Origin of the sequence: Methylorubrum suomiense, assembly GCF_022179765.1 — a bacterium.
Taxonomy (GTDB): Bacteria; Pseudomonadota; Alphaproteobacteria; order Rhizobiales; family Beijerinckiaceae; genus Methylobacterium; species Methylobacterium suomiense.
Genome location: NZ_BPRE01000001.1, coordinates 135804 through 161678, shown reverse-complemented (window position 1 = coordinate 161678; position 25875 = coordinate 135804). Strand labels below are relative to the sequence as shown.

At 69.7% G+C, this 25875-nt stretch carries 28 protein-coding genes and 1 tRNA gene; 17 read left to right on the top strand and 12 right to left on the bottom strand.

Features of this window, described 5'->3' with window-relative positions:
• Window positions 1-14: 14 nt before the first annotated feature.
• Window positions 15-722, bottom strand: coding sequence for a uroporphyrinogen-III synthase (locus MFF26_RS00755; protein WP_137829485.1), 708 nt, complete (start codon window positions 720-722; stop codon window positions 15-17).
• A gap of 165 nt (window positions 723-887) precedes the next feature.
• Between MFF26_RS00755 and tsaD the strand changes: the two genes are divergently transcribed.
• Window positions 888-1922 carry a tRNA (adenosine(37)-N6)-threonylcarbamoyltransferase complex transferase subunit TsaD gene (gene tsaD, locus MFF26_RS00750; protein ID WP_137829484.1) on the top strand — a complete coding sequence of 345 codons (1035 nt, stop codon included), beginning with the start codon at window positions 888-890 and terminating at the stop codon, window positions 1920-1922.
• A gap of 28 nt (window positions 1923-1950) precedes the next feature.
• Here the strand turns inward: tsaD and MFF26_RS00745 are convergent, their stop codons facing one another.
• From MFF26_RS00745 to MFF26_RS00715, 7 genes are all read right to left on the bottom strand, one after another.
• A complete protein-coding gene (locus MFF26_RS00745; RefSeq protein ID WP_373324323.1) occupies window positions 1951-3420 on the bottom strand; it encodes a methyl-accepting chemotaxis protein in 1470 nt (489 codons plus the stop codon).
• Between the two features lie 223 nt (window positions 3421-3643).
• The gene (gene mnhG / locus MFF26_RS00740; protein ID WP_137829482.1) at window positions 3644-3988 is read right to left on the bottom strand and encodes a monovalent cation/H(+) antiporter subunit G; all 345 of its coding nucleotides are present in this window, start codon (window positions 3986-3988) and stop codon (window positions 3644-3646) included.
• Window positions 3985-4269, bottom strand: a complete 285-nt coding sequence (locus MFF26_RS00735; protein WP_137829481.1) for a K+/H+ antiporter subunit F — start codon at window positions 4267-4269, stop codon at window positions 3985-3987. The genes mnhG and MFF26_RS00735 overlap by 4 nt, the downstream gene beginning before the upstream one ends.
• Window positions 4266-4754, bottom strand: a complete 489-nt coding sequence (locus MFF26_RS00730; protein WP_137829480.1) for a Na+/H+ antiporter subunit E — start codon at window positions 4752-4754, stop codon at window positions 4266-4268. Before MFF26_RS00730 ends, MFF26_RS00735 begins: the two co-directional genes overlap by 4 nt.
• Window positions 4751-6352, bottom strand: coding sequence for a monovalent cation/H+ antiporter subunit D (locus tag MFF26_RS00725; protein ID WP_137829479.1), 1602 nt, complete (start codon window positions 6350-6352; stop codon window positions 4751-4753). The genes MFF26_RS00730 and MFF26_RS00725 overlap by 4 nt, the downstream gene beginning before the upstream one ends.
• Entirely contained in the window at window positions 6349-6717 is a 369-nt protein-coding gene (locus tag MFF26_RS00720) for a Na+/H+ antiporter subunit C (protein WP_137829478.1), read from the bottom strand. The genes MFF26_RS00725 and MFF26_RS00720 overlap by 4 nt, the downstream gene beginning before the upstream one ends.
• The gene (locus MFF26_RS00715) at window positions 6717-9665 is read right to left on the bottom strand and encodes a monovalent cation/H+ antiporter subunit A (RefSeq protein WP_137829505.1); all 2949 of its coding nucleotides are present in this window, start codon (window positions 9663-9665) and stop codon (window positions 6717-6719) included. Before MFF26_RS00715 ends, MFF26_RS00720 begins: the two co-directional genes overlap by 1 nt.
• 354 nt (window positions 9666-10019) lie before the next feature.
• Here MFF26_RS00715 and MFF26_RS00710 point away from each other — a divergent pair, with 354 nt between their 5' ends.
• Window positions 10020-11045, top strand: a complete 1026-nt coding sequence (locus MFF26_RS00710) for a patatin-like phospholipase family protein (RefSeq protein WP_137829477.1) — start codon at window positions 10020-10022, stop codon at window positions 11043-11045.
• 28 nt (window positions 11046-11073) lie between these two features.
• On the opposite strand, the gene MFF26_RS00705 is transcribed toward MFF26_RS00710, so the two are convergent.
• The gene (locus MFF26_RS00705; protein ID WP_137829476.1) at window positions 11074-11715 is read right to left on the bottom strand and encodes a response regulator transcription factor; all 642 of its coding nucleotides are present in this window, start codon (window positions 11713-11715) and stop codon (window positions 11074-11076) included.
• Between the two features lie 427 nt (window positions 11716-12142).
• Here MFF26_RS00705 and MFF26_RS00700 point away from each other — a divergent pair, with 427 nt between their 5' ends.
• From MFF26_RS00700 to MFF26_RS00645, 12 genes are all read left to right on the top strand, one after another.
• Window positions 12143-14083, top strand: coding sequence for a PQQ-dependent methanol/ethanol family dehydrogenase (locus MFF26_RS00700; RefSeq protein ID WP_238307382.1), 1941 nt, complete (start codon window positions 12143-12145; stop codon window positions 14081-14083).
• Between the two features lie 115 nt (window positions 14084-14198).
• Window positions 14199-14903: a pentapeptide repeat-containing protein gene (locus MFF26_RS00695; RefSeq protein WP_137829475.1), complete on the top strand. Its 705-nt coding sequence runs from the start codon at window positions 14199-14201 to the stop codon at window positions 14901-14903.
• A gap of 41 nt (window positions 14904-14944) precedes the next feature.
• Window positions 14945-15358 (top strand): hypothetical protein, encoded by a 414-nt coding sequence (locus MFF26_RS00690; RefSeq protein ID WP_137829474.1) that lies wholly within the window; start codon window positions 14945-14947, stop codon window positions 15356-15358.
• Window positions 15359-15402: 44 nt separating this feature from the next.
• Complete coding sequence (gene pedF / locus MFF26_RS00685; protein WP_137829473.1) at window positions 15403-15864, top strand: cytochrome c-550 PedF; 462 nt, start codon at window positions 15403-15405, stop codon at window positions 15862-15864.
• Window positions 15865-15872: 8 nt separating this feature from the next.
• The gene (locus tag MFF26_RS00680) at window positions 15873-16190 is read left to right on the top strand and encodes a hypothetical protein (RefSeq protein ID WP_137829472.1); all 318 of its coding nucleotides are present in this window, start codon (window positions 15873-15875) and stop codon (window positions 16188-16190) included.
• An 8-nt stretch (window positions 16191-16198) separates the two neighbouring features.
• The gene (locus tag MFF26_RS00675; protein WP_238307381.1) at window positions 16199-16759 is read left to right on the top strand and encodes a cytochrome b; all 561 of its coding nucleotides are present in this window, start codon (window positions 16199-16201) and stop codon (window positions 16757-16759) included.
• A complete protein-coding gene (locus MFF26_RS00670; RefSeq protein ID WP_137829470.1) occupies window positions 16756-17316 on the top strand; it encodes a rhodanese-like domain-containing protein in 561 nt (186 codons plus the stop codon). Before MFF26_RS00675 ends, MFF26_RS00670 begins: the two co-directional genes overlap by 4 nt.
• A 15-nt stretch (window positions 17317-17331) precedes the next feature.
• Window positions 17332-18144 carry a quinoprotein dehydrogenase-associated SoxYZ-like carrier gene (locus tag MFF26_RS00665; protein WP_137829469.1) on the top strand — a complete coding sequence of 271 codons (813 nt, stop codon included), beginning with the start codon at window positions 17332-17334 and terminating at the stop codon, window positions 18142-18144.
• On the top strand, window positions 18141-19115 hold the full coding sequence (locus MFF26_RS00660) for a quinoprotein relay system zinc metallohydrolase 1 (RefSeq protein ID WP_238307380.1): 975 nt from the start codon (window positions 18141-18143) through the stop codon (window positions 19113-19115). Before MFF26_RS00665 ends, MFF26_RS00660 begins: the two co-directional genes overlap by 4 nt.
• A 102-nt stretch (window positions 19116-19217) precedes the next feature.
• Entirely contained in the window at window positions 19218-19505 is a 288-nt protein-coding gene (locus MFF26_RS00655) for a hypothetical protein (RefSeq protein WP_137829467.1), read from the top strand.
• A gap of 132 nt (window positions 19506-19637) precedes the next feature.
• On the top strand, window positions 19638-21014 hold the full coding sequence (eat, locus tag MFF26_RS00650) for an ethanolamine permease (protein ID WP_137829466.1): 1377 nt from the start codon (window positions 19638-19640) through the stop codon (window positions 21012-21014).
• 9 nt (window positions 21015-21023) lie between these two features.
• Window positions 21024-21740, top strand: coding sequence for a glutamine amidotransferase-related protein (locus tag MFF26_RS00645; RefSeq protein WP_137829465.1), 717 nt, complete (start codon window positions 21024-21026; stop codon window positions 21738-21740).
• A 30-nt stretch (window positions 21741-21770) separates the two neighbouring features.
• Here the strand turns inward: MFF26_RS00645 and MFF26_RS00640 are convergent.
• Window positions 21771-21855, bottom strand: a tRNA-Leu gene (locus tag MFF26_RS00640).
• Between the two features lie 132 nt (window positions 21856-21987).
• On the opposite strand from MFF26_RS00640, the gene MFF26_RS00635 reads away from it, so the two are divergent.
• Window positions 21988-22569, top strand: a complete 582-nt coding sequence (locus tag MFF26_RS00635) for a YqaA family protein (protein ID WP_137829464.1) — start codon at window positions 21988-21990, stop codon at window positions 22567-22569.
• Entirely contained in the window at window positions 22566-23072 is a 507-nt protein-coding gene (locus MFF26_RS00630; protein WP_137829463.1) for a disulfide bond formation protein B, read from the top strand. The genes MFF26_RS00635 and MFF26_RS00630 overlap by 4 nt, the downstream gene beginning before the upstream one ends.
• Here the strand turns inward: MFF26_RS00630 and MFF26_RS00625 are convergent.
• Complete coding sequence (locus MFF26_RS00625; RefSeq protein ID WP_137829462.1) at window positions 23036-23653, bottom strand: ParB-like protein; 618 nt, start codon at window positions 23651-23653, stop codon at window positions 23036-23038. The genes MFF26_RS00630 and MFF26_RS00625 overlap by 37 nt on opposite strands.
• 398 nt (window positions 23654-24051) lie before the next feature.
• On the opposite strand from MFF26_RS00625, the gene MFF26_RS00620 reads away from it, so the two are divergent.
• Entirely contained in the window at window positions 24052-25236 is a 1185-nt protein-coding gene (locus tag MFF26_RS00620) for an acyltransferase family protein (RefSeq protein WP_238307379.1), read from the top strand.
• A gap of 13 nt (window positions 25237-25249) precedes the next feature.
• Here MFF26_RS00620 and MFF26_RS00615 read toward each other — a convergent pair whose 3' ends face one another.
• Window positions 25250-25669 (bottom strand): EVE domain-containing protein, encoded by a 420-nt coding sequence (locus tag MFF26_RS00615; RefSeq protein ID WP_137829460.1) that lies wholly within the window; start codon window positions 25667-25669, stop codon window positions 25250-25252.
• Window positions 25670-25875 lie beyond the last annotated feature (206 nt).

Here is a 25875-nt window from a genome sequence, read left to right as displayed (position 1 = left end):
ACGGGACATGCCGCTCAATCCGGAGCCGGAAGGCCGGCGAGGAGGGCGTCCTCGCTCGGTCGTGTCGCCACAAAATGGGCCGCGAGACCGAACTCGGCCAGTCCCGCTTCGACATCCGGCGACAGGCAGTAATGCGCCAGAGCCCGAAACGCTCCGGCCAACCCCGCCTCCCGGCACAATCCGGCGGCCACCTGAGCGCTGCGCCGGGAGTAGTGGAGCGCCGCCGCCGGCCGGGTTTCGTCCTCGGCGCGAAGGGCCCGCGCCACCGCGTCGGGCAGGGCTTCCTCCGCGCGCGCGGCGTAGGCGTTCCACACCGTGACGGAGAACCCCGCCGCCGCGAGGCTCGCGGCCGGCTCCGGCTTGCGGTCCTCGCCCGCGGCATGGAGCAGGGTGCTGCCGGGCGCCAGCGTGTCGGCCACCAGGGCCGCGAGATCGCCCGCATCGCCCTCCGCAGAGTGAACGCGCCGGAACCCCGCGCGCCGTGCCCGCTCGGCCGTGCGGGCGCCGACCGCGAGGACCGGCAGATCGCGGGGCGCGGCATCGGTGGCGGCAACCGCGTTGCCGCTCGTCAGGATCAGGCCGTCGAAGCGTCCCGGCGGCAGGGACGTTCCGGTCGGGACGATCCGCAACACCGGCACCACCAGAGCCGCATGGCCGAGACCCTCGAGGCGCCGGGCCGTGCGTGCGGCGCCGGGCTCGGGCCGTGATACCCAGATCCGCATGCGAGGCCCCCTGATCGACGAAGCGCGCGGCACGGAAAACCCCGAGGCCTTCCCTGTCGGAGGCCGCGATTTTTGCGTAAACCTCGCCGGTGAGGCCGAGAAGGTGGCGCGCGGGCTCCCGACGCGCAACCGCACCGCGCCCGATGAAGGCCCGATAGAGACCCGATGAAGATCCTCGGCATCGAAACGACCTGCGACGAGACCGCCGCCGCCGTGGTGGCCCTCGATGACGGCGATCGCGGGAGGATCCTGGCCAACGAGATCCTGAGCCAGATCGCGGAGCACGCGGCCTATGGCGGGGTCGTGCCGGAGATCGCGGCGCGCGCCCATGTCGAGGTGCTCGATCGGCTGATCGCCCGCGCGCTCGATCGGGCGGGAACGACGTTGTCGGATCTCGACGGCATCGCGGTGGCCGCCGGGCCGGGCCTGATCGGCGGTGTGCTCGTCGGCCTCGTGACGGCCAAGACCCTGGCGCTGGTCGCGCGCAAGCCGCTGCTGGCGGTCAACCATCTGGAGGCGCACGCGTTGACGCCGCGCCTCACCGACGGGCTTGCCTTCCCCTACCTGCTGCTCCTCGCCTCGGGCGGACACACCCAGCTCGTCGCCGTGAAGGGCGTCGGGGATTACGTCCGGCTCGGCACCACCATCGACGACGCCATCGGCGAAGCCTTCGACAAGGTCGCCAAGCTCCTGGGTCTTGCCTATCCCGGCGGGCCGGAGGTCGAGCGGCTGGCGGAGACCGGCAATCCCGAGCGCTTTGCCCTGCCGCGGCCGATGCTGGGGCGGCGCGAGGCCGATTTCTCGCTCTCCGGCCTCAAGACGGCCCTGCGCATCGAGGCCGAGCGCCTCGCCCCGCTCGCGAGCCGCGACGTGGCCGATCTCTGCGCGAGCTTCCAGGCGGCGGTGGTGGATGTGGTCGTGGACCGGGTGCGGGTGGCCCTGCGCGGCTTCGGTGCGGTCGCGGGCCATCCGACCGCCCTGGTGGCGGCCGGGGGCGTCGCGGCCAACGGCGCGATCCGCCGCGCCCTCGCCGCGCAGGCCGGCGAGGTCGGTCTGAGCTTCGTCGCACCGCCGCTGCCGCTCTGCGGCGACAACGGCGCGATGATCGCCTGGGCCGGCCTCGAACGGCTGCGTCTCGGTCTCGTCGACGACCTGACCGCCCCGGCACGGGCCCGCTGGCCCTTCGCCAAGGCGTCGTAGCCTGCTTCGCCCGGCGCCGAGCGGCCGATCAGGCGATCGCCCGGGCGGCGGCGGTCACCTTCTGAACGGAGGCATCGATCTCGCCGGCGGCGGCGGCAATGCCCTCGGCGTTGCGGCGGACCGCATCGACGTTGCGGGCGGCGGTCTGCATGTTGGTCGATATTTCCTGGGTCACGGCGGCCTGCTCGGTCACCGCCGAGGACACGCTCATCGAGATCTCGGACAGGTTGCCGATGGTCGCGGCGATCGATCGGATCGCCTCGACCGCGCGGTCGGTCGAAGCCTGAACCGCCGTGATCTGATGGCCGATATCCTCGGTCGCCCGCGAGGACTGGCTCGCCAGGGCCTTCACCTCGGTGGCGACCACGGCGAAGCCGCGGCCCGCCTGTCCGGCCCGTGCCGCCTCGATGGTCGCGTTGAGCGCCAGGAGATTGGTCTGGTCGGCGATGGAGCGGATCACCGAGACGACCTCGCCGATCCGCTCGGCGGCGGAGGTGAGACCGGCGACGATCCCGGTCGCCTCCTCGGCTCGGGCCACGGCCTCGTTGGACGCGCTCTGAGCCTGGGCCGCGTGTCGGCTGAGTTCGGAGATCGAGGCGGCAAATTCCTCGGAGCCCGCAGCGACCGCCTGGACGTTGCCGGAGGTCACGGCCACCGCGTCCGCCGTCTCCTGAGCCTGCCGCGTCACGTCCGACATCGCCAGGGTGATGTCGCCGAGGTCGCTCCGGATCGAGCGCTGGCCCTCGGCCCGTCGGAGGCGATCCGCGACCTGCTCGGTGACGTCGCTGGCGAACTTGACCACGGCGCAGGGGCGGCCCTCGCTGTCGAAGACCGGATTGTAGGAGCCGTAGATCCAGACTTCGCGCCCGCCCTTCGCGATCCGGCGGAACTCGCCTGCCCGGTAGCTGCCGGAGCCGAGCGCCTTCCAGAAGCCCGCATAGTCGCCGCCCGCAACCTCCTGCGGGTCGACGAACAGGCTGTGGTGCCGGCCGCGGATCTCGTCGAGATGATAGCCCATTGCCGTCAGGAACTTGTCATTGGCGTCGGTGATGGTGCCGTCGGGGGTGAAGTGGATCACTGCCTGGGAGCGGTTGATGGCGGCGATCTGCCCCTCGTAATAGGCGTTGCGCTGCGTCTGCGCGGTGATGTCGGCGGCGAACTTCACCACCTTGAAGGGGCGTCCCCGCCGATCGAGGACGGGATTGTAGGAGGCCTGAATCCAGACTGATCGTCCGCCCTTGGCGACGCGGCGGAACTCGCCCGTGCGGAACTCGCCCCGTCGCAGGGCCTCCCAGAACGCACGGTACTCGGCCTGATCCCGTTCGGCCGCCGGCATCAGCACGCTGTGATGGCGGCCCTTCAACTCGTCGAGGCGGTAGCCGATCAGGGCCAGGAAGGCCGCGTTGGCATCGGTGATCGTGCCGTCGAGCGCGAATTCGATCCGGCCCATGGATCGATCGACGGAGGCCAGAAGGGAATCGACATCGGAACGGAACATCGGCACGGCACGCCTTCACCGGCGCCATGATTGGCTGCCGAGGTCGAAATCTTGCAGATGAACCTTATCGTTTTGTAAAAACCGCGATCGATCCCTATTCGACAAGAATTCGTAGGTCAGCGCAGCGATCACGAAGCCGTGCGGCTCGGTCAAATACAAAATTTTTCCGGTCGGAACTAGGCTGGACTGCCTAGTCCGCTGCCCAGATCCGCCCGTCAGGGTATCAGTGTCCCTCCGGAGGCGCGTCTGGATTGCCCTCGAAGCGGTCGCGGTGGGCGGCGGTGCGGGCGAGCAGGAGCAGTGTCACGGGGGTCGTCACCGTGAAGAACAGGCCGATCAGGGCGTCGCGCAGGACGAGACGCTCCTCGATCAGCGACAGCAGCAGCATCGATCCGCACAGGATCAGGGCCATGCCCAGGGTCGCGCCAAGCGTCGGGGCATGGACGCGCTCGTAGAAGGTCCTGAGGCGGATGAGGCCGAGCGCGCCGGTCAGCGCGAAGCCCGCGCCGGTCACCGTGAGCAGGACGACGATCCACGCGGCCCAGAGGGGCAGTCCGGCGCCGTTCACTGGATCACCTCGCCCTGCATCAGGAACTTGGCGAGCGCCACCGTAGCGGTGAAGCCGATCATGCCGATGATCAGGGCCGCCTCGAAATAGAGGCCGCTGCCGGTGCGCATGCCGTGGACCACGATCGCCAGCATGCCGTTGAGGTAGAACGTGTCGAGGCCGAGGATGCGGTCCTGGGCGCGGGGCCCCCGCAGCATCCGCCAGGCGGCCAAGGCCATCGCCAGGACCAGCATGCCCTGGGCGAGGCCGAGGCCCCAATCGAGGATCGTCACGCTGTTCATGCGAAGATCTCCATCAGGGGACGCTCGTAGCGATCCTTGATCCGGCGCTCCCAGGCGCTGTCCTCGGTGTAGTCGAGGACGTGCAGGAGCAGGCAGCCGGTATCCGAATCGTACTGGACCCAGAGCGTGCCGGGCGTGGCCGTGAGGATCACCGCCAGGATCGTGAGGCCGACGGGCTCGCGCAGCTCGAGGGGGACGGTGACGAATCCGGTCTTCCGCTCGCCGCTCCGCAGGCCGAGGATGACGCGGGCGACGTCGATGTTGGAGCGGATCATGTCGTAGAGGACGAGGATCGCGAGCCGGGCGAGGGTGGCCGGCGCGCGCAGCCGCACCCGGCGGGGCTCCAGAGCGCCCATCACCGCCGGCACGGTGAGCCCGACGACGAGCGCCAGCAGCACGTTGCCGGGCGTCGGCGGGGCGTTGAGCAGCAGCCAGGTCAGGGTGAGTGCCGCCGACAGCAGCGGGTGGGGCAGGATCCGGCTCAACGCCCATCTCCTTGCGCTGCGCCGAGGACGGCCTGGATGTAGTCCTGCGGCTCAGCCAGCCACGCCACCGTCGCATCGGCATAGGCGAGGACCGGGCCGCCCCATAGGGCAAGCGCCATGCAGGTGAGGAGCAGGCCCGCGATGGCGGCGAATTCCGGCGCGCGCAGCACCGGCGGCGGGTCGTCGCTCGGCACCCACAGGCTGAAGATGCCGAGCCGCACCAGGGGCATCAGGGTGCCGAAGCTCGACAGGGTCAGCGCCGCGATCAGCCCCCAGGCCGAGGCCGTCATCGCCCCGCCGGTGAGCCCGGAGAACATCGCCAGCTTGCCGACGAAGCCCGCGAGCGGCGGCACGCCGGCGAGCATCAGCGTGCAGACGAGGAAGCCGATCCCGAGGATCGCCACGGCGGAGGGGATCGCCCGGCCGATCTCGGTGGCGTCGGGGTCGTCGAACGGATCGCGGTACTCGTCGGCGAAGACGGGCTTGGCCGCTTCCGCCGGGTCGCGGCCGCGCTGGAGGATCTCGGCGAGCAGGAACAGGGCGCCGGCCGCGAGCGTCGAGCCGACGAGGTAGTAGAGCGCCCCCGCCAATGCCCGGTCGCTGCCGGTTCCGAGGGCGGCTAGCACCGTGCCCGACGAGATCATCACGGCGTAGCCCGCGGCCCGGGTCAGCTCGCGGGCGGCGAGGATGCCGACCGTGCCGAAGGCGATGGTGGCGAGCCCGGCGGCGAGGAGAACGCCCTGGGCGAAGCCGGCGGACAGGCCCTCGCCGAACAGGAGCAGGCTCAAGCGCACGACGACGTAGACGCCCACCTTGCTGAGGATGGCCAGGATCGCCGCCGCCGGGGCGCTCGCCGCCGCGTAGGTGGTCGGCAGCCAGAAGCCCAGGGGCCAGGCGCTGCACTTGATCAGGAAGGCGATGCCGAGCACCGCGCAGCCGACCTCGAACAGGCCCGTCTCGCCGAGGGCGGGCGCCGCGAGGCGCCGGGCGAGATCGGCCATGTTGAGGGTGCCGGTGGTGCCGTAGATCAGGCTGACGCCGACGAGGAAGAACAGCGAGGCGACGAGATTGACGGCGATGTAGCCGAGCCCGGCGCGGATGCGCGTCTCGCCCGAGCCGTGCAGGACGAGGCCGTAGGAGGCCGCCAGCATCACCTCGAAGAAGACGAAGAGGTTGAACAGGTCGCCGGTGAGGAAGGCGCCGTTCACGCCCATCACGAGGAGGAGGAACAGGCCGTGGAAGCGCGGTCCCGCCCGGCCCCAGCGGGCGAAGGAGAAGACGAGGGCGCACAATCCCAGGATGGCGGCGAGCGCCAGCATCATCGCCGAGAGCCGGTCGACCACCAGCACGATGCCGTAGGGCGCCGCCCAGTTGCCGAGCCGGTACACCTCCGCCGTCAAGCTCGCGCGGCCGACGAGCAGGAGGGCGATGCCGAGCAGGATCAGCATCGTCGCGAGGCTCAAGGCGGCCTTCAGCTCGCGGCGGCGCTCGTCCATCAGGAACATGGCGCCCGCGACCGCGATCGGCAGCACGATGGGTAGCACCACGAGGTGGTCCGACCAGCCGCTGGCCTGGGTGATGGAAACGGGGCCGGTCATGGATGCGGGTTCCCCGGATGCGGTTCGGCCCGATGCGGCTCGCGGCCGTCGACATGATCGCTGCCGGTGACGCCGCGGGCGGCCAGCAGCACCACGAGGAACAGGGCGGTGAGGGCGAAACCGATGACGAGAGCCGTCAGCACCAGGGCCTGCGGCACCGGATCGTCCACCGAGACGATCTCGGGCACGGCGCCCAGCACCGGCGGCGCGCCCACGGTCAGGCGGCCCATGGCGAAGATGAAGAGATTGACGGCGTAGCTCAGCAGCGACAGGCCGAGCACGACCTGAAAGGTGCGCGGGCGCAGCATCAGCCAGACGCCGGAGGCGGCGAAGATGCCGATCCCGGCCGACAGGACGAACTCCATCAGGCGGGTTCCTTCTCGGCGGCGCGTTCCGCCGCGTCCCGGGCCTCGGCCTCCGCCTCGGCGGCGCGGGTGCGGCGCAGGGATTGGTGGGCGAGGGCCACGAGCATCAGGGCGCTCGCTCCCACCACGAGCACCATGATGCCGAGATCGAACAGCAGCGCGCTGGCGACCGGCACCTTGCCGAGCACGGGCGGCTCCCAATAGGCGAAGAAGGCCGTGAGGTAGGGGCGCCCGAACAGCCAGGAGCCGGCGCCCGCCAGCACCGCCACGAGGAGACCGGCGCCGATCCACGAGATCGGCTGGATGCGCAGCCGTTCCTCCACCCACTGCGCCCCGTTGGCCATGTATTGCAGCATGAAGGCGACGGTCATCGCGATGCCCGCCGCGAAGCCGCCGCCGGGCAGATCGTGGCCGCGCAGGAACAGGTGCAGCGCCAGCAGCACGATGAACGGGAACAGCCACGTGATCACCACGCGGGGCACCAGCAGCGCGTCGGCGGTGGTGTGGCCGGGCTCGCGCCCCTCGCGGGCGTCGTCGTAGGCGTCGTGGCGCACCTGCTGCGCCGGCCGCTCCAGGCTGTCGGGGGCGGGGCGGAACCGCCTGAGCAGCGCGAAGACCGTGAGGCCGACGACGCCGAGGACGCAGATCTCGCCTAGAGTGTCGAAGGCGCGGAAATCCACGAGCAGCACGTTGACGACGTTGCGCCCGCCCGCCTGCGGATAGGCCTCCTCGACGAACCAGCGGCTGATCCCGTCGACCGCCGGGCGCGTCATCACCGCGTAGGCGAGGCCGGCGAGCCCGAAGCCGACGAGCCCGGCGATGCAGAGGTCGACGAGGCGGCGCCGACGGCCCCGCGCCTCCTCGGAGGCCGGGACGGCGATCGCCTGATCGCGTTTGGGGAGCCAGCGCAGGCCGAGCAGCAGCATCACCGTGGTGACGATCTCCACGAGGATCTGCGTCACGGCGAGATCGGGGGCCGAGAGCCACAGGAAGGTCAGGCTGCTGACGAGGCCCGCGCCGCCGACGAAGATCGCCGCCGAGAGCCGGTGGTACTTCGCCCGCTCCGCCGCCCCGATGGCGCAGGCCGCGCCCACGAGCCACATCAGGGCGAAGGCCGGATCGAACTCGGTCATGCGTCCCGGCGCCGTCAGGTCGAGCCCGCGCGCGGTGCCCGCGGCGAGGCTCGCCGTCAGGGCGGCGAGGAACAGGATGCGCAGCTGCGGCTGGAGCCGCTCGGTGCCGAGCCGCGCCTCGAGCCAGCGGGCGCCGCGGACGAGCCCGGTCATCGCCCGCTCGAACAGCCAACCGCCGTCGAGACGGTCCATCAGCCACGGCCCGCCGCGCGGGTTCGTGTTGATGCGCTTGCCGAAGACGAAATAGAGCACGACGCCGCCGACGAGGGCCACGACGCTCATGGCCAGCGGCGCGTTGAAGCCGTGCCAGATCGCGAGGTCGTAATCGGGGGTCCGGTCGCCGAGCACCGCGCGCACCGCACCTTCCAGGGCCGGGCCGATGGTGAGGTTCGGCACGAGGCCGATGGCGATGCAGGTGAGGACCAGGGCTTCGATCGGGATCCGCATCCAGCGCACCGGCTCGTGCGGTTCGTGCGGCAGGTCGTGCGGGGCGGGTCCGAAGAAGGTCTGGCGGATGAAGCGCAGCGAGTAGAGCATCGTGAAGGCGCTCGCGAGGGTCGCCAGCACCGGAAGCGCGAGGTGGAGCGGGTGGTCGCCCGCGTTGTCGACCGCCTCCGACAGGAACATCTCCTTCGACAGGAAGCCGTTCAGGAGCGGCACGCCCGCCATCGCAGCCGCCGCGACCATCGCCAGGGTGGCGGTGTAGGGCATCGCCCGCCACAGCCCGCTGAGGCGGCGCATGTCGCGGGTGCCGGTCTCGTGGTCAATGATGCCGGCGGCCATGAACAGCGACGCCTTGAAGGTCGCGTGGTTCACCACGTGGAAGATCGCCGCGACCACGGCCAGCGGCGAATCGAGGCCGAGCAGCAGGGTGATCAGCCCGAGATGGCTGATGGTCGAGTAGGCGAGCAACCCCTTCAGGTCGTGCTGGAAGATCGCGCTCCAGGCGCCGACCAGCATCGTCGCCATGCCGGCGGTGCCGACGATCCAGTACCAGCTCTCGGTGCCCGCGAGCACCGGCCAGAACCGGATCATCAGGAAGATGCCGGCCTTCACCATGGTGGCCGAGTGCAGGTAGGCGCTGATCGGCGTCGGCGCCGCCATGGCGCGGGGCAGCCAGATGTGGAACGGGAACTGCGCCGACTTGGTGAGGGCGCCGGCCAGCACCAGGATCAGGGCCGGCAGGTAGAGCGGGCTGGTGCGGATCGTATCGCCCGAGGCCAGCACCGTCTCGAGATCGTAGCTGCCGACGATCTGGCCGATCAGCACCATGCCGACCAAGAGGCACAGGCCCCCGGCGGCGGTGATGGTGAGCGCCATCCGGGCACCGTCACGGGCGGAGGCGTTGTCGGACCAGTAGCCGATCAGCAGGAAGGAGACGACCGAGGTCAGCTCCCAGAACACGACGAGTTGGATCAGGTTGCCCGACAGCACGATGCCGAGCATCGCGCCCACAAAAGCCAGGAAGTAGCAGAACAGGCGCGGCACCGGATCGGCGGCGGCCATGTAGTAGCGCGCGTAGAGCACCACGAGCGCGCCGATGCCGAGCACCAGCATCGCGAACAGCCACGACAACCCGTCGAGGCGCAGGATGAACCGGACCCCGAGCGTCGGAAGCCAGTCCAGCGTCCAAGTGATGGGGCCGGCTTCGCCGATCTGCGGATAGAGGCTCGCGATGCAGGCGAGGCTGACCAGCATCACGCCCCCCGCCACCGCGGCGGCGGCGTTGCGCGCCGAGCCCGGCAGGCCGATCGCCACGAGGCTGCCGAGGAAGGGCAGGACCGCGGCGACGGCAACGAGCAGGGAAGGCGAGATCGCTGAGGGCAAGAACCGGGCTCGCGGGCACGGGCGCCACCCTTGCGGGCAGCGCCGTCATCCATCGGGTATGGGGTGCTTCTAGCAGAACGTCGGGCGCAGCGAACCGCATCCCCGTCGTCATTCGGGTTCGGTACCACCCCTGCGGGACGGGCATAGCTCCGTCGCGCGACAGGCTTCGGGCGCGGAGCATGGTCGCCGGATCATCGATGCGGCCCGCGCAACCTGGCGCCGCTCCGGAAACGAGCGCTCCCACGGGTGGTTACCCAGGAGCGCCCCTCCGCCCGCGACGCAACGGGGCGGCACGGCACGACCGCACCCGAAAACGGCGTCGACAAAGGATCGCTGCTCCGCATGGTTGAACGCTCACGCCCGCGCGATGTCGCCCTCGTCCTGAGCGGCGGCAACGCCCTCGGCGCGTACCATGCCGGCGTCTTCGAGGTTCTGCACACGCAGGGCATCCGGCCGTCCTGGCTCGTCGGCGCGTCGATGGGCGCGATCACCGCCGCCCTCATCGCCGGCAACGCCCCCGACGATCGGATCCCCCGGCTGCGGCAATTCTGGGAGGAGGCGACGCAGCAGACCGGGATCGGCGCTCCCGCGCCCTTGAAGCCGCGGCAATATTCCAACGCCCTGCACGCCCTGCTGACCCTGACCTGGGGCCGGCCGGGCATCTTCCGGCACCGCTTGCCCGGCCTGTGGTCGGCCCTGCCCTGGATCCCGAACGACGTCGCCCTGTTCGATCACACGCCCCTGCTCGACACCTTGCGGCGCCTCGTGGATTTCGAGCGGCTGAACGGCGGGGAGACCCGCTTCACCGTCGCCACCGTCGATGTCGCGACCGGGGAGGAGGTGTTCTTCGACACGCAGCGCCAGCGGGTCCGGCCGGAGCACATCCTGGCGAGCGCGGCGATCCTGCCCGCCTTCGCCCCCGTCGAGGTGGAGGGCCGGCTCCTGTGCGACAGCGGCTACACCAACAACCTGCCGCTCGATCCGCTGTTCGAGCGGGAGCCGGAGCGGGACCTGCTCTGCATCGCCGCGGATCTGTTCAGCCTCAGGGCGCCCCGCCCCGCCTCCCTGGACGCGGTGCTGGAACGGGCCAACGACCTCATCTTCGCCAGCGCCGGACGGCGCGCCATCGCCGGCCTCGCCCGTGAATACGCCCTGCGCGAGCGGCTCGACCCGGCGGGCCCGGCCGTGACCCTGCTGCACGTCATCTACAAGGCCGGGGCCGATCAGCTGGCGGCGAAGAGCTTCGACTTCTCACCCTCCTCGATTCGGGACCGGTGGGAGGCGGGCCGGCGCGACATGACCCTCGGCGCCGAGCGGCTGGGATCGCTGCCGCCGGCTCAGGGCCGCTTCGTCTACGAGAGCGTCTGATCGTCTTCGAGGCCCGCCTCCGGTCGGCTCACATGCCGACGCGGTCGAAATCCAGCGCCGAGGCGCAGAGCGCCACCTGAGTCCGGTTGCGCACGCCGAGCTTGCGCATGATCTCGGAGACGTGGGCCTTTACCATCGAATCGCCGATGCCGAGTTCGAACGCGATCTGCTTGTTGAGCTTGCCCCGCTTGATCATCGACAGCACGTTCATCTGCGCCGGCGTCAGCGCCGCGATCCGCGTCGAGGCATCGACGGCGTCGCTCGCCTCGCAATCGTGCGTGTCGGGGAGATCGGGCACGAAGATCGAGCCCCGCATGATGCTCTCCAGCGCCTCCATATAGGTCGCCCGCGTCGCGGATTTCGGGACGAAGCCGGCCGCGCCCAGCCGCAGCGCCTCGCGCACGATCCGCCCTTCCTCCAGCCCCGAGCAGACCAGGATCGGGATGCGGGGAAAGCGGATCCGCAGGGACATCATCCCGTCGAAGCCGGTCACGCCCTTCATCGACAGGTCGAGCACGATGACGTCGATGCCGGGCCGCTCGGTCAGGACGGTCTTGGCCGCCTCGATCGAGTCCGCCTCGTCGATACGGGCATGGGGCAGCCCGAGGCGGATCGTGCTGCGCAGGGCTTCGCGGAACAGCGGATGGTCGTCCACCAGGATGATGTGCATCGCGCCAACTCGTACGGGGGCGCCCCCGGCCGCAGACCTTGCGTGCCGGCGCGTCGCCTGAACTGTAAAAGTGATGAGCGACCCTCCTTGCGAGCGTCAAGAGTGTGATTTCAAACAAATTATTTATGACGATTGGACCGCTTCGCCAGTCGTTCTGGGCAAGTTTGGCCGGGATAAACTTGCAATCATAAGAATACCATATGAGGTATGGACAAAAGTTAGCGTGCGACGGGCAATCTTTCCCGCCATACCTCTCAGCGAGCCCGGCTTCGGGACGCCAAGCTCTCACGAAGCATCCACCGCCAGCCTTCGTGGCGGATCCTCGGATGACCGGATGCTTCCGTGGGGCTCCCGCAGGTCGGCTCCCCATCAAAAGCCTAAAGACGCGGTCCGGCGCGCGGCGCCCGCGACCGCCAGGGAGAGACGCATGGCCAGGAAGACAGCGGGGCACGCGCCCCGCACGCTGATGCTCGCCACCGCTTCGTCACTGATCCTGTCCGGCCTGCTGCTCGCGGCGCCCGCCTCGGCGCAGAAGGCCGAGACCAAGGCCGAGCCCAAGGCCGAGAAGGCTTCGACCGGCGGCGGCGTGACGTGGGAGGACATCCTCAACGATCAGAACACCGACAAGGACGTGCTGATGTACGGCATGGGCATCAAGGCCCAGCGCTATTCCGGCCTCGACAAGATCAACACCAAGAACGTCAGCCTTCTCAAGCCGCGCTGGTCGTTCTCCTTCGGCGACGAGAAGCAGCGCGGCCAGGAAGGCCAGGCGCTGGTGCATGACGGCGTGATCTACATCACCGCCTCCTACTCGCGCATCTTCGCGCTCGACGCCAAGAGCGGCAAGAAGCTGTGGTCCTTCTCCGCCCGCCTGCCCGACGACATCCGTCCCTGCTGCGATGTCGTGAGCCGCGGCGCCGCGATCTACAACGGCAAGATCTATTTCGGCGCGCTCGACGCCTCGATGTACGCGCTCGATGCCAAGACCGGTAAGGTCGTCTGGAGCAAGAAGTTCGACGATCACGCCGCCGGCTACGCCTATACGGGCGCGCCGAACATCATCAAGGACAAGAAGACCGGCAAGGTCGTCCTCATCCACGGCAATTCGGGCGACGAGTTCGGCGCGCAGGGCAAGCTCTACGGCCGCGATCCCGAGACCGGCGAAGAGATCTGGATGCGGCCCCTCGTCGAGGGCCATATGGGCCGCCTCAACGGCAAGGATTCGACCCCGACCGGCGACGCCAAGGCGCCGTCCTGGCCGAACGACAAGGACGGCAAGAAGGTCGAGGCCTGGAACCACGGCGGCGGCGCACCCTGGCAGACCGGCGTCTACGACGAGAAGACCAACACCTTCGTCATCGGCACCGGCAACCCGGCCCCGTGGAACCACCATTACCGCTCGGGTCCCGGCGGCGATTGGAAGCCCTACGACAGCCTCTACACCTCGGGCCAGATCTACATCGACCCGTCGAACGGCGAGCCGGTGGGCTTCTTCCAGCACACCCCGAACGATGCCTGGGACTATTCGGGCAACAACGAGATCATCCTCTTCGACATGGAGAAGGACGGGAAGACCGTTCGCCTCGGCGCCCATGCCGATCGCAACGGCTTCTTCTTCCTGACCGACACCGACAAGCTCACGGCGCGCGACGGCCAGATCAGCAAGCAGACCGCCCTGGTCGCCGCCTATCCCTTCGTCCGGGACATCACCTGGGCGACGGGCTGGGATCTGAAGACCGGTCGCCCGATCGAGGTCGAGGGTCAGCGCCCGCCGGCGCCGGAGGAGGGCCAGGCCAAGGGCAAGGCAATCAAGGTGACGCCGAACTTCCTCGGCGGCAAGAACTGGAACCCGATGTCCTACTCGCAGCAGACGGGGCTGTTCTACATCCCGTCGAACGACTGGACCGAGGATTACTGGACCGAGAACGTGACCTACAAGGCGGGCTCCGCCTATCTGGGTCAGGGCTTCCGCATCCAGCGCAAGTTCGACACCCATGTCGGCGCGCTCCGCGCCCTCGACCCGAAGACCGGCAAGATCGTCTGGGAACACCTGGAGGCGATGCCGCTCTGGGCCGGGACCATGACGACCAAGGGCGGTCTCGTGTTCACGGGCACCTCGGACGGCTTCGTGAAGGCCTTCGACGCCAAGACCGGCAAGCAGCTCTGGGCCTTCCAGACCGGTTCCGGCGTGGTCTCGGTTCCGACCACCTGGGAGATGGACGGCAAGCAGTACATCGGCATCTCCTCGGGCTACGGCGGCGCGGTGCCGCTGTGGGGCGGCGATATGGCCGACCAGACCAAGCTCGTCAGCCAGGGCGGCTCGTTCTGGGTGTTCGAACTGCCGACCGACACGGCATCCGCCCAGTGATCGACGGCGCGGGAGGGGGCACCCTCCCGCCGCCACGGCGATCCGGACCGGCGCCCGAATGTGCCGGTTCGGCCTCGACACCCGCATGATCCAAGCCAATCGAGGAGCTGACCCGATGTCGGCCCGGACCGACGGCGCCCGGCGCGCCCTCCTGATCGCCGGCCTGCTCGTGCAGGTCTTGCCCGCGCAGGTTCTGCCCGCGGCGGCGCAGACGGTGGTTCTCAACAAGGTGGAACGGCCCGACCCCTGGCTGGTCGGCGGCTGCACCATCGGCCCCAACGCGAAATGCCCCGGCGCCGACCTGCGCCATGCCGATCTGAAGAACGCCGATCTCGGCGGGGCCGACCTCAGCGGCGCCAACCTCGCCCGCGCCGATCTCCGCGGGGCCAACCTGCGCGGCGCCGTGCTGACCGGCGCGAATCTGAGCGGGGCCCAGCTCCAGATCGCGTTCATGCAAGGCGTGAAGGCGCGCGATGCCCGCTTCGTCGGGGCCAATCTCGACCATGCCCGCATCGTCGGCGGCGATTTCAGCGGCAGCGATTTCACGGTCGCGGATCTGGAGATGGTCCAGGCCAAGCGCGCCCAGTTCGTCGGCGCGCGCTTCATCGACACCGATCTGCAGGAGGCCAAGTTCTACGAGGTCAACCTGACCAATGCGGTGATGGACGGCGCCAAGATCCGCTTCGCGATCTTCCAGGACGCCTGGATGCAGGATTGCAAGGGCTGCCCGGTCCATTGGCAGACCGACAAGCCCGTCTGGGAGGCCTACCCGGCCGCGACCGCCCCGAAGCACGAGGACGAACCGCAGGCGGCCAAGTGATCGTTGGGCAAGTGATCGTTGGGCACGCGATCGCGAGGACGATGGCCCTGGCGATGCTCGGCACGGTCCTCCCGCTCCTGCCGGCCGCTCATGCCGCAGGTGAGGCCGAGGCCGGGATGCGCGCGGCCTTCGCCAAGTGCCGCGGGACGGGAGACGGTGCCGAGCGGCTCGCCTGCTACGACCGCCTCGCCGCGCTCCTCGCGCCGCCCCGCTTCCAGGGCCGGTTGACCGCCCAGACCGAACCCTTCGCGATCGAGGCGCCGACGGTGCTTCGCTACGAGAGCGATGGCCCGATCTTCGTCCTGTACCTCAAGGATGCGGCCGGCGGCATCGTTCAGAACCTGCATATCGGCGGCGGGGGCACCGCCACCCACCGCATCGACGCGCCCGGAACCTACTCGCTGCAGATCAGCGGGTCGGAGACTTGGCGCATCTGGCTGGATCCGGTCCCGTGATCCGCCGCGCATCCCGTTTCCATCCAGACGAAAGGCATCCGCCGATGATCCGCACGCTTCGGGCCGCCGCCCTCGCTCTGCCGCTGGCCCTACCCCTCGGCTTCGCCGCGACGACGCTCGTCCACGCTCACGGCGACGGAGCGCCCCAATCCATCGACACGACCGGCCTGGAGCCGCTCGGCGACGATGATCGCGACAAGAATCCCTATATCGGCAACGCCAAGGCGATCGAGATCGGGGCGTCCGGCTACAACAAGAACTGCGCCCGCTGCCACGGCATCGACGCGAAGTCCGGCGGCATGGCCCCCGACCTTCGGGAACTCGATAAGACCGAGGCCTCCGACATCTACTTCCTGACGCGCGTGCGCGGCGGTGCCCAGCGCGACGGCCGCTACCGCATGCCGCCCTTCGCCGACATCCTGAGCCAGGAGGCGATCTGGGCGATCCGCACCTACATCGAGAGCGAGGCGGACAAGGATCCGGCGATCGCCGCCAAGATCAACTGAGCGCGCGGATGTCCGTCCGGTCGGCCCCGGCGCTTGCGGTCCTCGCCGCGGCCCTCTTGCTCCCCGCGGCGGCGCGCGCCGAGGTCAAGGAATATCAGATCCGGCGCATGCTGATGCTGAAGACGGACTGCACGGTGACCGGACTCGACAGCGCCCGCGTCGCGGACGATCCGCACACCCGCGAGCGCTTCCTCGCCACCTGCGAGAATGTCAGCCACTATCCCGACGGGGTCGAGATCGTCTGTCCCGAGACGGAGGACGAGCGGGACTGCACCCTGCTCACCGCCAAGCGGGAATTCCCCCATCTGAGGCTGCTGGCGCGATGAGCGGGCCGGTGCAGACCCGCTCCGGGCATTGGCCCGGCCGCGTGTCGCTCGGCCTGCACTGGGGCGTCGGCTTCGGCGTGCTCGGCCTGATCGCCTTCGGCTTCTGGCTGCGCACCGTTTCGGGCGGGCCGGACAAGACGGCGCTCGTCCAGATCCACAAATCGTTCGGTGTGATCGTGTTCGTCCTGGCGCTCGCCCGCGTGGCGTGGCGGGTGCGCGAGGGCTTTCCGGCGCCCGCCGGGCCGCACGCCGCCTGGGAGCGTCGGAGCGCGATCGCGCTGCACGTCTTCCTGGTCGTGGCGACGCTTCTGATGCCGATCTCCGGCATCCTGCGGTCGCTGGCCTATGCCCGGCCGGTCTCGGTGTTCGGGCTTCCGGTGATCCCGAAACTGTTCGAGGCCAAGCACGAGACGCTCTACGCCCTTGCCGCCAACCTCCATGACGGGCTGGCGCTCGCGCTGAGCGCGGCCCTGGCGCTCCATGTCGGTGCCGCCCTCAAGCACCATTGGGTCGACCGCGACGGCACGCTGCTGCGCATCCTCGGCCTGCATCGCGAGGGCAAGCCGTGAGGTCGCTCCCGTTCGCCCTGCTTCTCGGCCTCGCGGCGGGCGGCGCCCTCGCGGGCTCGGATTTCGACAGCGACGAGACCACCGGCTACCGGGTGCAGAATTACCGCGCCCCGGTGACGCGCCCGGTGGAGGGCGGGGCGCGGATCGATCTGACCGATCTCGACCGCCTGCGCGACGACGGTGCGGTGCTCGTCGACACCATGCCCCAGCGCGGCGGTTACGATCCGGCCACCGGCGCGTGGCGTCTGGTCGATCGGCGCGCGACGATTCCCGGCGCCACTTGGCTGCCCGAGACCGGGCGCGGCAGCCTGAAGCCGCGGCTCGCCGCCTATTTCGCCCGCCATCTCGCGCGCCTGACCGACGGCGAGCGGGGGCGTCCATTGGTGTTCTTCTGCCTCGCCGATTGCTGGATGTCGTGGAACGCGGTCAAGCGCGCCGCCGCCCTCGGCTACACGCGGCTCTACTGGTTCGCGGACGGCACCGACGGCTGGGCGGAGGCCGAGCGCCCCCTGGTCGACGCGGTGCCGCCGCCCGTCCCGCCCCTCCAAGACCGCTGAAGGCGATCTCCCGCCATGCCCGTCCTCCCCGTCTTCCGACCCGTCGCGGGCCGGTTCGTCGCCCCCGCGGCGGCGCCGTCGAGCGGCAGCCGCGACCCGCTCGACTCGCCGCTCTGGCCGAGCATGGCCGAGCGCTTCCTCGGCGAGCGCCGTGCGGTGTTCGACGATGCGGTGCAGGTGAGGCTGCCGCCGGTCACCGAGGATCAGACCCAGGTGCCCGTCACGGTCGATGCGCGGGCGCTGGGCCGGGCCGACGAGCTGCTGGTCATCGCCGATCTGAACCCGTTCCCGCTCACCCTGCGCCTCGAGACGCCGGCGGCCCAGCCCTTCGTCGCCTTCCGCATGAAGATCGAGCAGGGCACGCCGATCCGCGCCGCGGTGCGCAAGGGCGATGTCTGGCATGTCGGCGGGCGCAATCTCGATGCGGCGGGCGGCGGCTGTTCGGTGCCGCCGGTGGTGGAGAAGAAGGTCGATTGGAAGAGCCTCGGCGAGACCCGCGCCCGGATCTGGAGCGAGGCGGACGGCCTGCGCCTGCGGCTGCGCATGACCCATCCGATGGATACCGGCATGCTCGCCAACATCCCGCTCTTCATCGTCGAGGATCTGAGCGTGGCCGACGCGGCCGGCACCGTCCTGGCGCGCCTCACCCTGCAGGAGCCGGTCGCCGACAACCCGACCCTGACGCTGCTGCCGGACCGGCCGGCTGCGGGCGAGGCCCTGACCCTGCGGGCGCGCAACACCAACGGCGCGGTCTTCACGGTGCGGGTGCCGATTCCGCCGGAGACGGGCGCGGCCGGATCGGTCGCCGGTCGGGAGGGACGGCTGTGAGTGCTGAGACGACGACTCTGACCCGCCGCGCCGGCCTTGCCCTCGGGCTCTGCGCCGCCGCTTCACCCTGGCTGCCCGGTTTCGCCTCGGCGGCGCCGCTCGCCTACACGCTGGCCCCGATCGAGATCGCCCCGCGGGTCTGGACGATCTACGGCGCCCCGGAGCCGATCACCCGTGCCAATGGCGGGGCCATCGCCAACATCACCATCCTCGATACCGGCGACGGGGCCGTGCTGATCGATGCCGGCCCCTCGCACCGCTACGGCACGGCGCTCAAGGCGCTGGCCGAACGCCTGACGGGCAAACCCGTGGTCCGCGTCTACCTCACCCATCTCCATGCCGACCACGTGCTCGGGGCCACCGCCTTCGAGGCCGGAACGGTGAGCGGCGGCCCGGCCCTGCGCGGCGACCTGAAGCGCGCCGGCACCGACCTCACCAACGGGATGTACCGCGTCGCGGGCGACTGGATGCGCGGCACCGGCGTGCCCGAGCCGGGGCGCGTCGCGGAGGGCGGCGTCGAGACGATCGGCGAGCGCCGGTTCCGCATCCTGCCCCTCGCCGGCCATACCCGCGAGGATCTGTGCCTGTTCGAGGAGCGTTCCGGCCTGCTCTTCCCCGGCGACCTCGTCTTCCTCGATCGGGCTGCCACGACCCCGGATGCCGATCCCGAGCGCTGGCGCGGGGCACTCACGACCCTGGCCGAGATCGACCACAGCCTGCTGATCCCCGGCCACGGCCCGGTCGAGGCCGGGCGGCGGGGCATCGACCAGACGCGGCGCTGGCTCGACACGGTCGAGGCACGGATCGGCGAGGGCTTCGCCCGCGGGCTCGACGTGACCGAACTGATGGAGGCGCCGCTGCCGGACTGGACGGACGGCCTCGCGGTGGCGCGCTACGAGTTCGCCCGCTCGGTGATGCATCTGCTGCCGGGGCTGGAACGCCGCGACCTGCCGCGCCTCGCGCCGGCCTGATCGGCCCGACCATAGGCCGGAGGCGGGGCGACCCACGGAACGCGGCCACCCCGACATCGTTGTTCCGGCCACACCCCCTGCGGGGACGACAGGAGCAGCGACATGCGGATCATCGCGACGGCATCGGCCATGACGGTCGTGACTTTGATGAGCGTCGGAACGGCGGATGCGAAGGGCTGCATCAAGGGCGCCATCATCGGCGGCGTGGCCGGGCATTACCTCGCCGAGCGGGGCGTGGTCGGTGCGGTCGCGGGGTGCCTGGCCGGACGCGCCCTGGCGAACCGGCAGGCGCGGCGCCAGCGTGAGATCGACTACGGGTCCCGCGTCCAGCCGCGCGGCGCGGGCTACGGCGCCCCGCAGGGCTATCCGCAGCGCAGCTACGGCTACTGAGCCGCTTCGCGAGAACCGGAGACGGGAGCGCCCCGGCGGCGGTCCCGTCCTGCCGTGCCGAGCATCAGGCAACGCTCTTGCTTGGGTGTTCCCGCCAGGCCCCCTGACCGGGTCGGATGCCGGGAACGCACGATGACGACGCCCTCGACCGCGCTCGACAAGAGCCTCAACGCCTTCCACCTCTGGGGCATCGCCGTCGGCCTCGTCATTTCCGGCGAATATTTCGGGTGGAGCTACGGCTGGGCGCAGGCCGGCACGCTCGGCTTCCTCGTCACGACGGTCGCGGTGGCCGCGATGTACGTAGCCTTCATCTTCAGCTTCACCGAATTGACCACCGCGATCCCGCAGGCGGGCGGGCCCTTCGCCTACGCGCTGCGCGCCTTCGGGCCGACCGGCGCGGCGATCGCCGGCTACGCCACGCTGATCGAGTTCGTCTTCGCGCCGCCCGCCATCGCCCTGGCCATCGGTGCCTATCTCAACGTCCAGTTTCCGGGGCTCGACCCGAAGCACGCCGCGCTCGGCGCCTATCTCGTGTTCATGGGGCTCAATATCGTCGGGGTGCACATCGCCGCCACCTTCGAACTCGTCGTCACCGTGCTGGCAGTGGCCGAACTCCTCGTCTTCATGGGTGTCGTCGCCCCGGCCTTCAGCGTGTCGAACTTCATCGTCGGCGGCTGGGCCGGGCAGGACAGCTTCAGCCTGGGCGCGCTCGGCGGCATCTTCGCCGCGATTCCCTTCGCGATCTGGTTCTTCCTCGCCATCGAGGGGGTCGCCATGGCGGCGGAGGAGGCGAAGGATCCCAAGCGCACGATCCCCATCGCCTACATCTCCGGCGTGCTGACCCTGACCGCACTCGCCTTCGGCGTGATGCTGTTTGCCGGCGCGACCGGCGACTGGAAGTCGCTCTCCGATCTCAACGATCCGCTGCCGCAGGCGATGAAGCGGGTGGTCGGCGAATCGAGCGGCTGGCTGCACATGCTGGTCTGGCTCGGCCTGTTCGGGCTCGTCGCCTCGTTCCACGGCATCATCATGGGCTATGCCCGCCAGATCTTCGCGCTCGCCCGCGCGGGCTTCCTGCCCGGCGTCTTCGCCCAGGTGCATCCGCGCTTCCGCACCCCGCACCGCGCCACGCTCGCGGGCGGTGTCGTCGGGATCGCGGCGATCTACAGCGACAGCCTCGTCAGCGTCGCCGGGCAGTCGCTCACCGCCAGCATCGTCACCATGGCGGTGTTCGGGGCGCTGACCATGTATGTCGTGAGCATGCTCGCCCTGTTCCGGTTGCGCCGCAGCGAGCCCGGCCTGGCCCGACCCTACCGGGCGCCGCTCTATCCCGTCGCGCCCGGCTTCGCGCTGGTCATGGCGGGCATCTGCCTCGTGGCGCTGATCGTCTACAATCCGCTGATCTTCGCGATCTTCGCCGCCATCATGGTCGTCGCGGTCGTGCTGGCGCGGATCGTCGGCAAGCCTGCGGCGGTGGGCCCGGTTTCGACCTTCGACCCGGCGATCTAAACCCCGCCCATGCAGATCGGCATCCTCGAAACCGGCCATCCGCCGGAGCGCCTCGGCGGGCGCTTTCCGTCCTACGGCGCGATGGTCGAGGCCCTGATCGGCGACGGGCATCGTTACGAATGCTTCGACGTGACCGCGGGCCGCTGGCCCGCGGCGCCGGACGTCTTCGAGGCCTATGTCGTCACCGGTTCACCGGCCTCGGTCTATGAGCCGATTCCCTGGGTGGTCGACCTGCTGGCCTTCCTGCGCGACCTCGACCGCAAGACCAAGCTGGTCGGCCTGTGTTTCGGCCATCAGGCCCTGGCGCAGGCCTTCGGCGGCCAGGTGGAGCGGTCGGAGCGCGGCTGGGGCCTCGGGCTGCACGCCTATACGGTGATCGAGCGCGCACCCTTCATGGACGACGCGCAGACCATCGCCATCCCGGTGAGCCATCAGGATCAGGTCGTGGACCTGCCCCCCGGCGCGCGGGTGTTGGCGGGCAGCGCCTTCACGCCCTACGGCGTGCTGGCCTACACCGACCGGCCCGCCCTCTCGTTCCAGTGCCATCCGGAGTTCCGCCCGGACTACGCCCGCGCCCTCACCGACGGTCATCGCGCGGGCGAGCAATCCTCCGGCCTCGTCCAGACGGCGCTCACCTCGCTCGAGGGATGCCCGGACAACGACAGGGTGGCCGGCTGGATCCGGCGATTCCTGAGGGACGACGCCAGCGCTCCGCCGGTGTCGTGATTCTGCTTCGGTGATCGGTGGAAGCGCGAATGGTGCGGGTAGAGGGAATCGAACCCCCACGCCTTTCGGCTGGCGATTTTGAGTCGCCCGCGTCTACCAATTCCGCCATACCCGCGACGCGGTACGCCTCATGGCACAGGCTGGGGCCTCAGGGCCAGACCGAATTTTCACATGGGGCCTCATGCCCTCGCATCTGACCGCCTTCTGTGCTGAAAGGGCGGCGCTTCCCTTCACCGGATGAGGAACCATGATCCGCCGTCTCTACGAGTGGATACTCGCGCTCGCGGCCAAGCCCTCGGCGCCCTGGGCGCTCGGGGCGGTGTCCTTTGCCGAGAGTTCGTTTTTCCCCGTGCCGCCCGACGCCATGCTGGTGCCGATGGCGGTGAGCCGGCCCGACCGGGTCTGGTTCTACGCCACCATCGCGACCGTGGCCTCCGTGCTCGGCGGATTGTTCGGCTACGCCATCGGCGCGCTGCTGTTCGATTCGGTCGGGGCGTGGCTGTTCAAGATCTACGGGCTCGCCGACAAGGCCGAGACGTTCCAGCAATCCTACGCCACCTACGGACATTGGGTGATCCTGCTGAAGGGGCTCACGCCGATCCCCTACAAGCTCGTCACCATCACCTCGGGCTTCGCCCATTACTCGCTGTTCTGGTTCACCGTCCTGTCGGTGATCACCCGCGGGGCGCGGTTCTTCCTGCTGGCCGGCCTGCTCGGGCGCTACGGCGTCGGCATCCGCGCGGTGCTCGACCGGCACCTCAACGTGGTGGCCGGCCTGTTCGCCGTGGTGATCATCCTGGGCTTCGTCGCCTTCAAGGTGCTGCTGTGAGACTGCGCCCGGTCGCGCTGGCGCTCGCCCTCGCGGCGGCTCTGACGGTCGGCGCCGCGCTCGTGTTCGAGCACGGCTTCGGCTACGTGCCGTGCAAGCTCTGCCTGACCGAGCGGATTCCCTACTACCTCGCAGCGCCGCTGGCGCTGGTGGCCGCTTTCCTGCCGCCCCGGCCGGCCCGTGCCCTGCTCGGGCTCGTGGCCCTGGTGCTGCTCTACGGGGCGGGGCTCGGCGTCTACCATGCGGGTGCCGAATGGGGGTTCTGGCCCGGCCCGACCGATTGCGGCGGTGGCTCGGGGGCAGCGCCCGAGGCGGTCGGCGACTTCCTCAAGAGCCTCGAAAGCGTGCGGCCGGTCGATTGCTCCACCGCCGCGTGGCGCTTCCTCGGTCTCTCGCTCGCGGGCTGGAACGCGCTCATCGCCGCCGCGCTCGGCCTCGCGGCAGCGGCGGCCGCCCTCGGTCTCGCTCAGCCCTCGACCGGCCCGCACCAGCCGGGCAGGTAGCCGGCTTCCGGTGATTTCGCGTAGCGCATCGCCCGCTCCAACGCCGCCGTGAAATCGTCGGCGATGGCTTTGGGCTTCACCTTGCGGCGCAGGAAATCGGCCCAGAGGAACTCGCTGAACGGCGTCGTGTCCTTGGCGAAGCCCCCGGCCCGGCGCAGCTCGCCCGCGAGACTGCGATACGGATCGTCGGCGAGATCCGCGATCGTCTTGGGAATGTCGGAGAAGTCGGCCCGCACACCCTTGTCGTCGTAGGGGTGGACCCAGGATTTGTGGTCCGCCACGGTCCAGAACGCGTCCTTGCTCAGCTTGTGCAGGTCGGCCACCACCGTCACCAGCACGCTCTCCACGCCCTCCGCCTGCAAGGCCCGGGCGAGGTGGTGATGGTCGATCACGTAGTGGTGCTTCTTCGGCCCGAGCAGCACGGGAATCATGTGCGAGCCGAGGAAGGCCGCCTTCTTGTCTGCGTCGTGGTCACGCCAGCGTCGGCGCTTCTCCTCGACCTCGCGGTACCCGACCGTCATCTGGGTCGGTCGCAGTTCCGAGATCGGAACGGGTTTGAGCAGGGGTTCGCGCGGCGCCATCGTATCCGTCCGTGGGTCGTTGGACGGCAAAGCAAGCGCGCGCGGGCGCGACGACAAGCGGTTGAGCGTCACGTTCGCGTGAGACGCGACGCGGCTGGCCAGCCCTGGCTCCTCGGGACAAGGCGGGAGGAGCCCCCTCGCTCTGCCGCGCGGAGGCTATCGGCGAAAGATCGATGAGTCGGATGTCGAGCCTTTTTCATCGTTCATTGCGTATGCGCGCTAGGTATTCCGCATCGGTCATTTTTTGAGAAGGTCAATCCACTTATCTTGCACTTCACGGTTTCAGTAGTATTCTCAGATTGCTGGAGATTTATTGTCGGCGACATGTGTTCGTCGACGTTCGACGGCTATCTCGTCTGCATAGAGCGGCGGTGCCTCGACCGGAGGCCCGAATGGTCATGCCGCTCTCCGCCACCCTGCCCGCTGGCCGCGCATCCGAAGGCTCGGCCGAACCCTTGATGGGGCTCGATCTGCTGAGATTCGCCGCGGCGGGCCTCGTCATGGCGTTCCACCTCGCCTGCACCGCCTGGCTCGTCCCCTCGAGCGAGGCGGCCGAACTCCTCGGCCGGCCGATGGCCTATCCCTGGCTCCTGCCGGTGAGCGCGATCGGATGGATCGGCGTGCCGATCTTCTTCGTCATCTCCGGCACCGTCATCGCCTATTCGGCCTCACGGGCCGGCGCCTCCGCCTTCCTCCTCAACCGGTTTCTCCGGCTGATGCCGGGCATCTGGATCTGCGCCACCGTCACTTTCATGCTGGCTCTGGCCTTCGCGCCGGATGCCCCGATGGTGCTGATCGAGCGCTACCTGCGCACCCTTGTGCTGTTTCCCGTGCCCCGCTGGATCGACGGCGTGTACTGGACCCTCGGCATCGAGGTCGCCTTCTACGGACTCGTCGCGGCGCTGCTGATGCTCGGCCGCCGCGACCAGATCGAGCGGGTGATCCTGGCCGTCGGTCTCGTCAGCGCCGCCGCATGGTGCCTGGCCGCGAGCCCGCTCTGGCCCGGCCTCGACCGTCTCATCAGCACCCGCATCGCCAAGCTCACGCTCATCACCCACGGATGCGATTTCGCCATCGGCGTCCTGATGTGGTGCGGGATGCGCCAAGGCTGGACCATCCCGCGCCTCGTCGGACTCACCGCCTGTCTCCTCGGAGCGCTGCTGCAGATCCGTTACGACGCGTTCACGGTGGCGACGCTTCTCGGTGTGAGTCCGTCGGTTGGCGCCGCCACGGCGATCTTCCTGGGGTCTCTGATCCTCTGCCAAGTGTCGGGGGCCGTGAACGCTCCGTTGATCGCGCGGTTTCCCGGCCTCGCCCCGCGGCTGCGCCGGCTCGGTCTGGCCACCTATCCGCTCTACCTGCTCCATACCGTCGTCGGCGTGCTGACGATGCGGCTCATGGCCGGGCTCGGTCTCTCCGCTCCGGTCTGCCTCGCCGCGGGTGTCACCGCCGCGATCCTGATCGCGCTGCTCGTGTCCGAGCATGTCGAGCCGCCGCTGCGCCGGAGGATGCGGTTGGCGCTCGCATCCGCCCAAGAGGGCGCTGCCCAGATGGTGGCCCTGCGGCGCAGGCGCTCCGCGTGAGTGGCGGGCGCGATCAGCCCGCGTAACCGCCCATGGCGCAGATCTTGGTCCACTCGGCTTCGGTGACGGGCTGGACCGAGAGACGGGAATTGACGACGAGCATCATCGCCTTCAGCGCCTCCTCCGCCTTGATCGCATCGAGGGGCACGGGACGCGGCATCGGCGCCACCGCCCGCAGATCGACCATGCCGAAGCGACCGGATTCGTCGGTGTGGTCCGGGTAATAGGGCTTGATGACCTCGACGATCCCGACGACCGCCTTGCCTTCGTTCGAGTGGTAGAAGAAGCCGCGTTCGCCCACCTGCATCGCCTGCATCTGCTTCTTGGCGAGATGGTTGCGCACGCCGTTCCAGAACGTTCCGGCCTCGCCCGCCGAGACTTGCTGCTCCCAGGACCAGGTCGAGGGTTCTGACTTGAACAGCCAATAGGCCATGGGGGAAGGCGGCTCCGTGGACGACGCCCCCGCTTACGGGAATTGCGGCCGCGCTTGAAGCGGGAGGGCGGTGGCGACCGCAGAGGTCCCGAATGTTTGAGGCCGTCATTCCGGGCCGCCGAAGGCGAACCCGGAATCCGCGATAGGCCGCGACGTCTCATACCGCCGCGCATCACGGCGGGATTCCGGGTTCCGCGCAGCAGCCC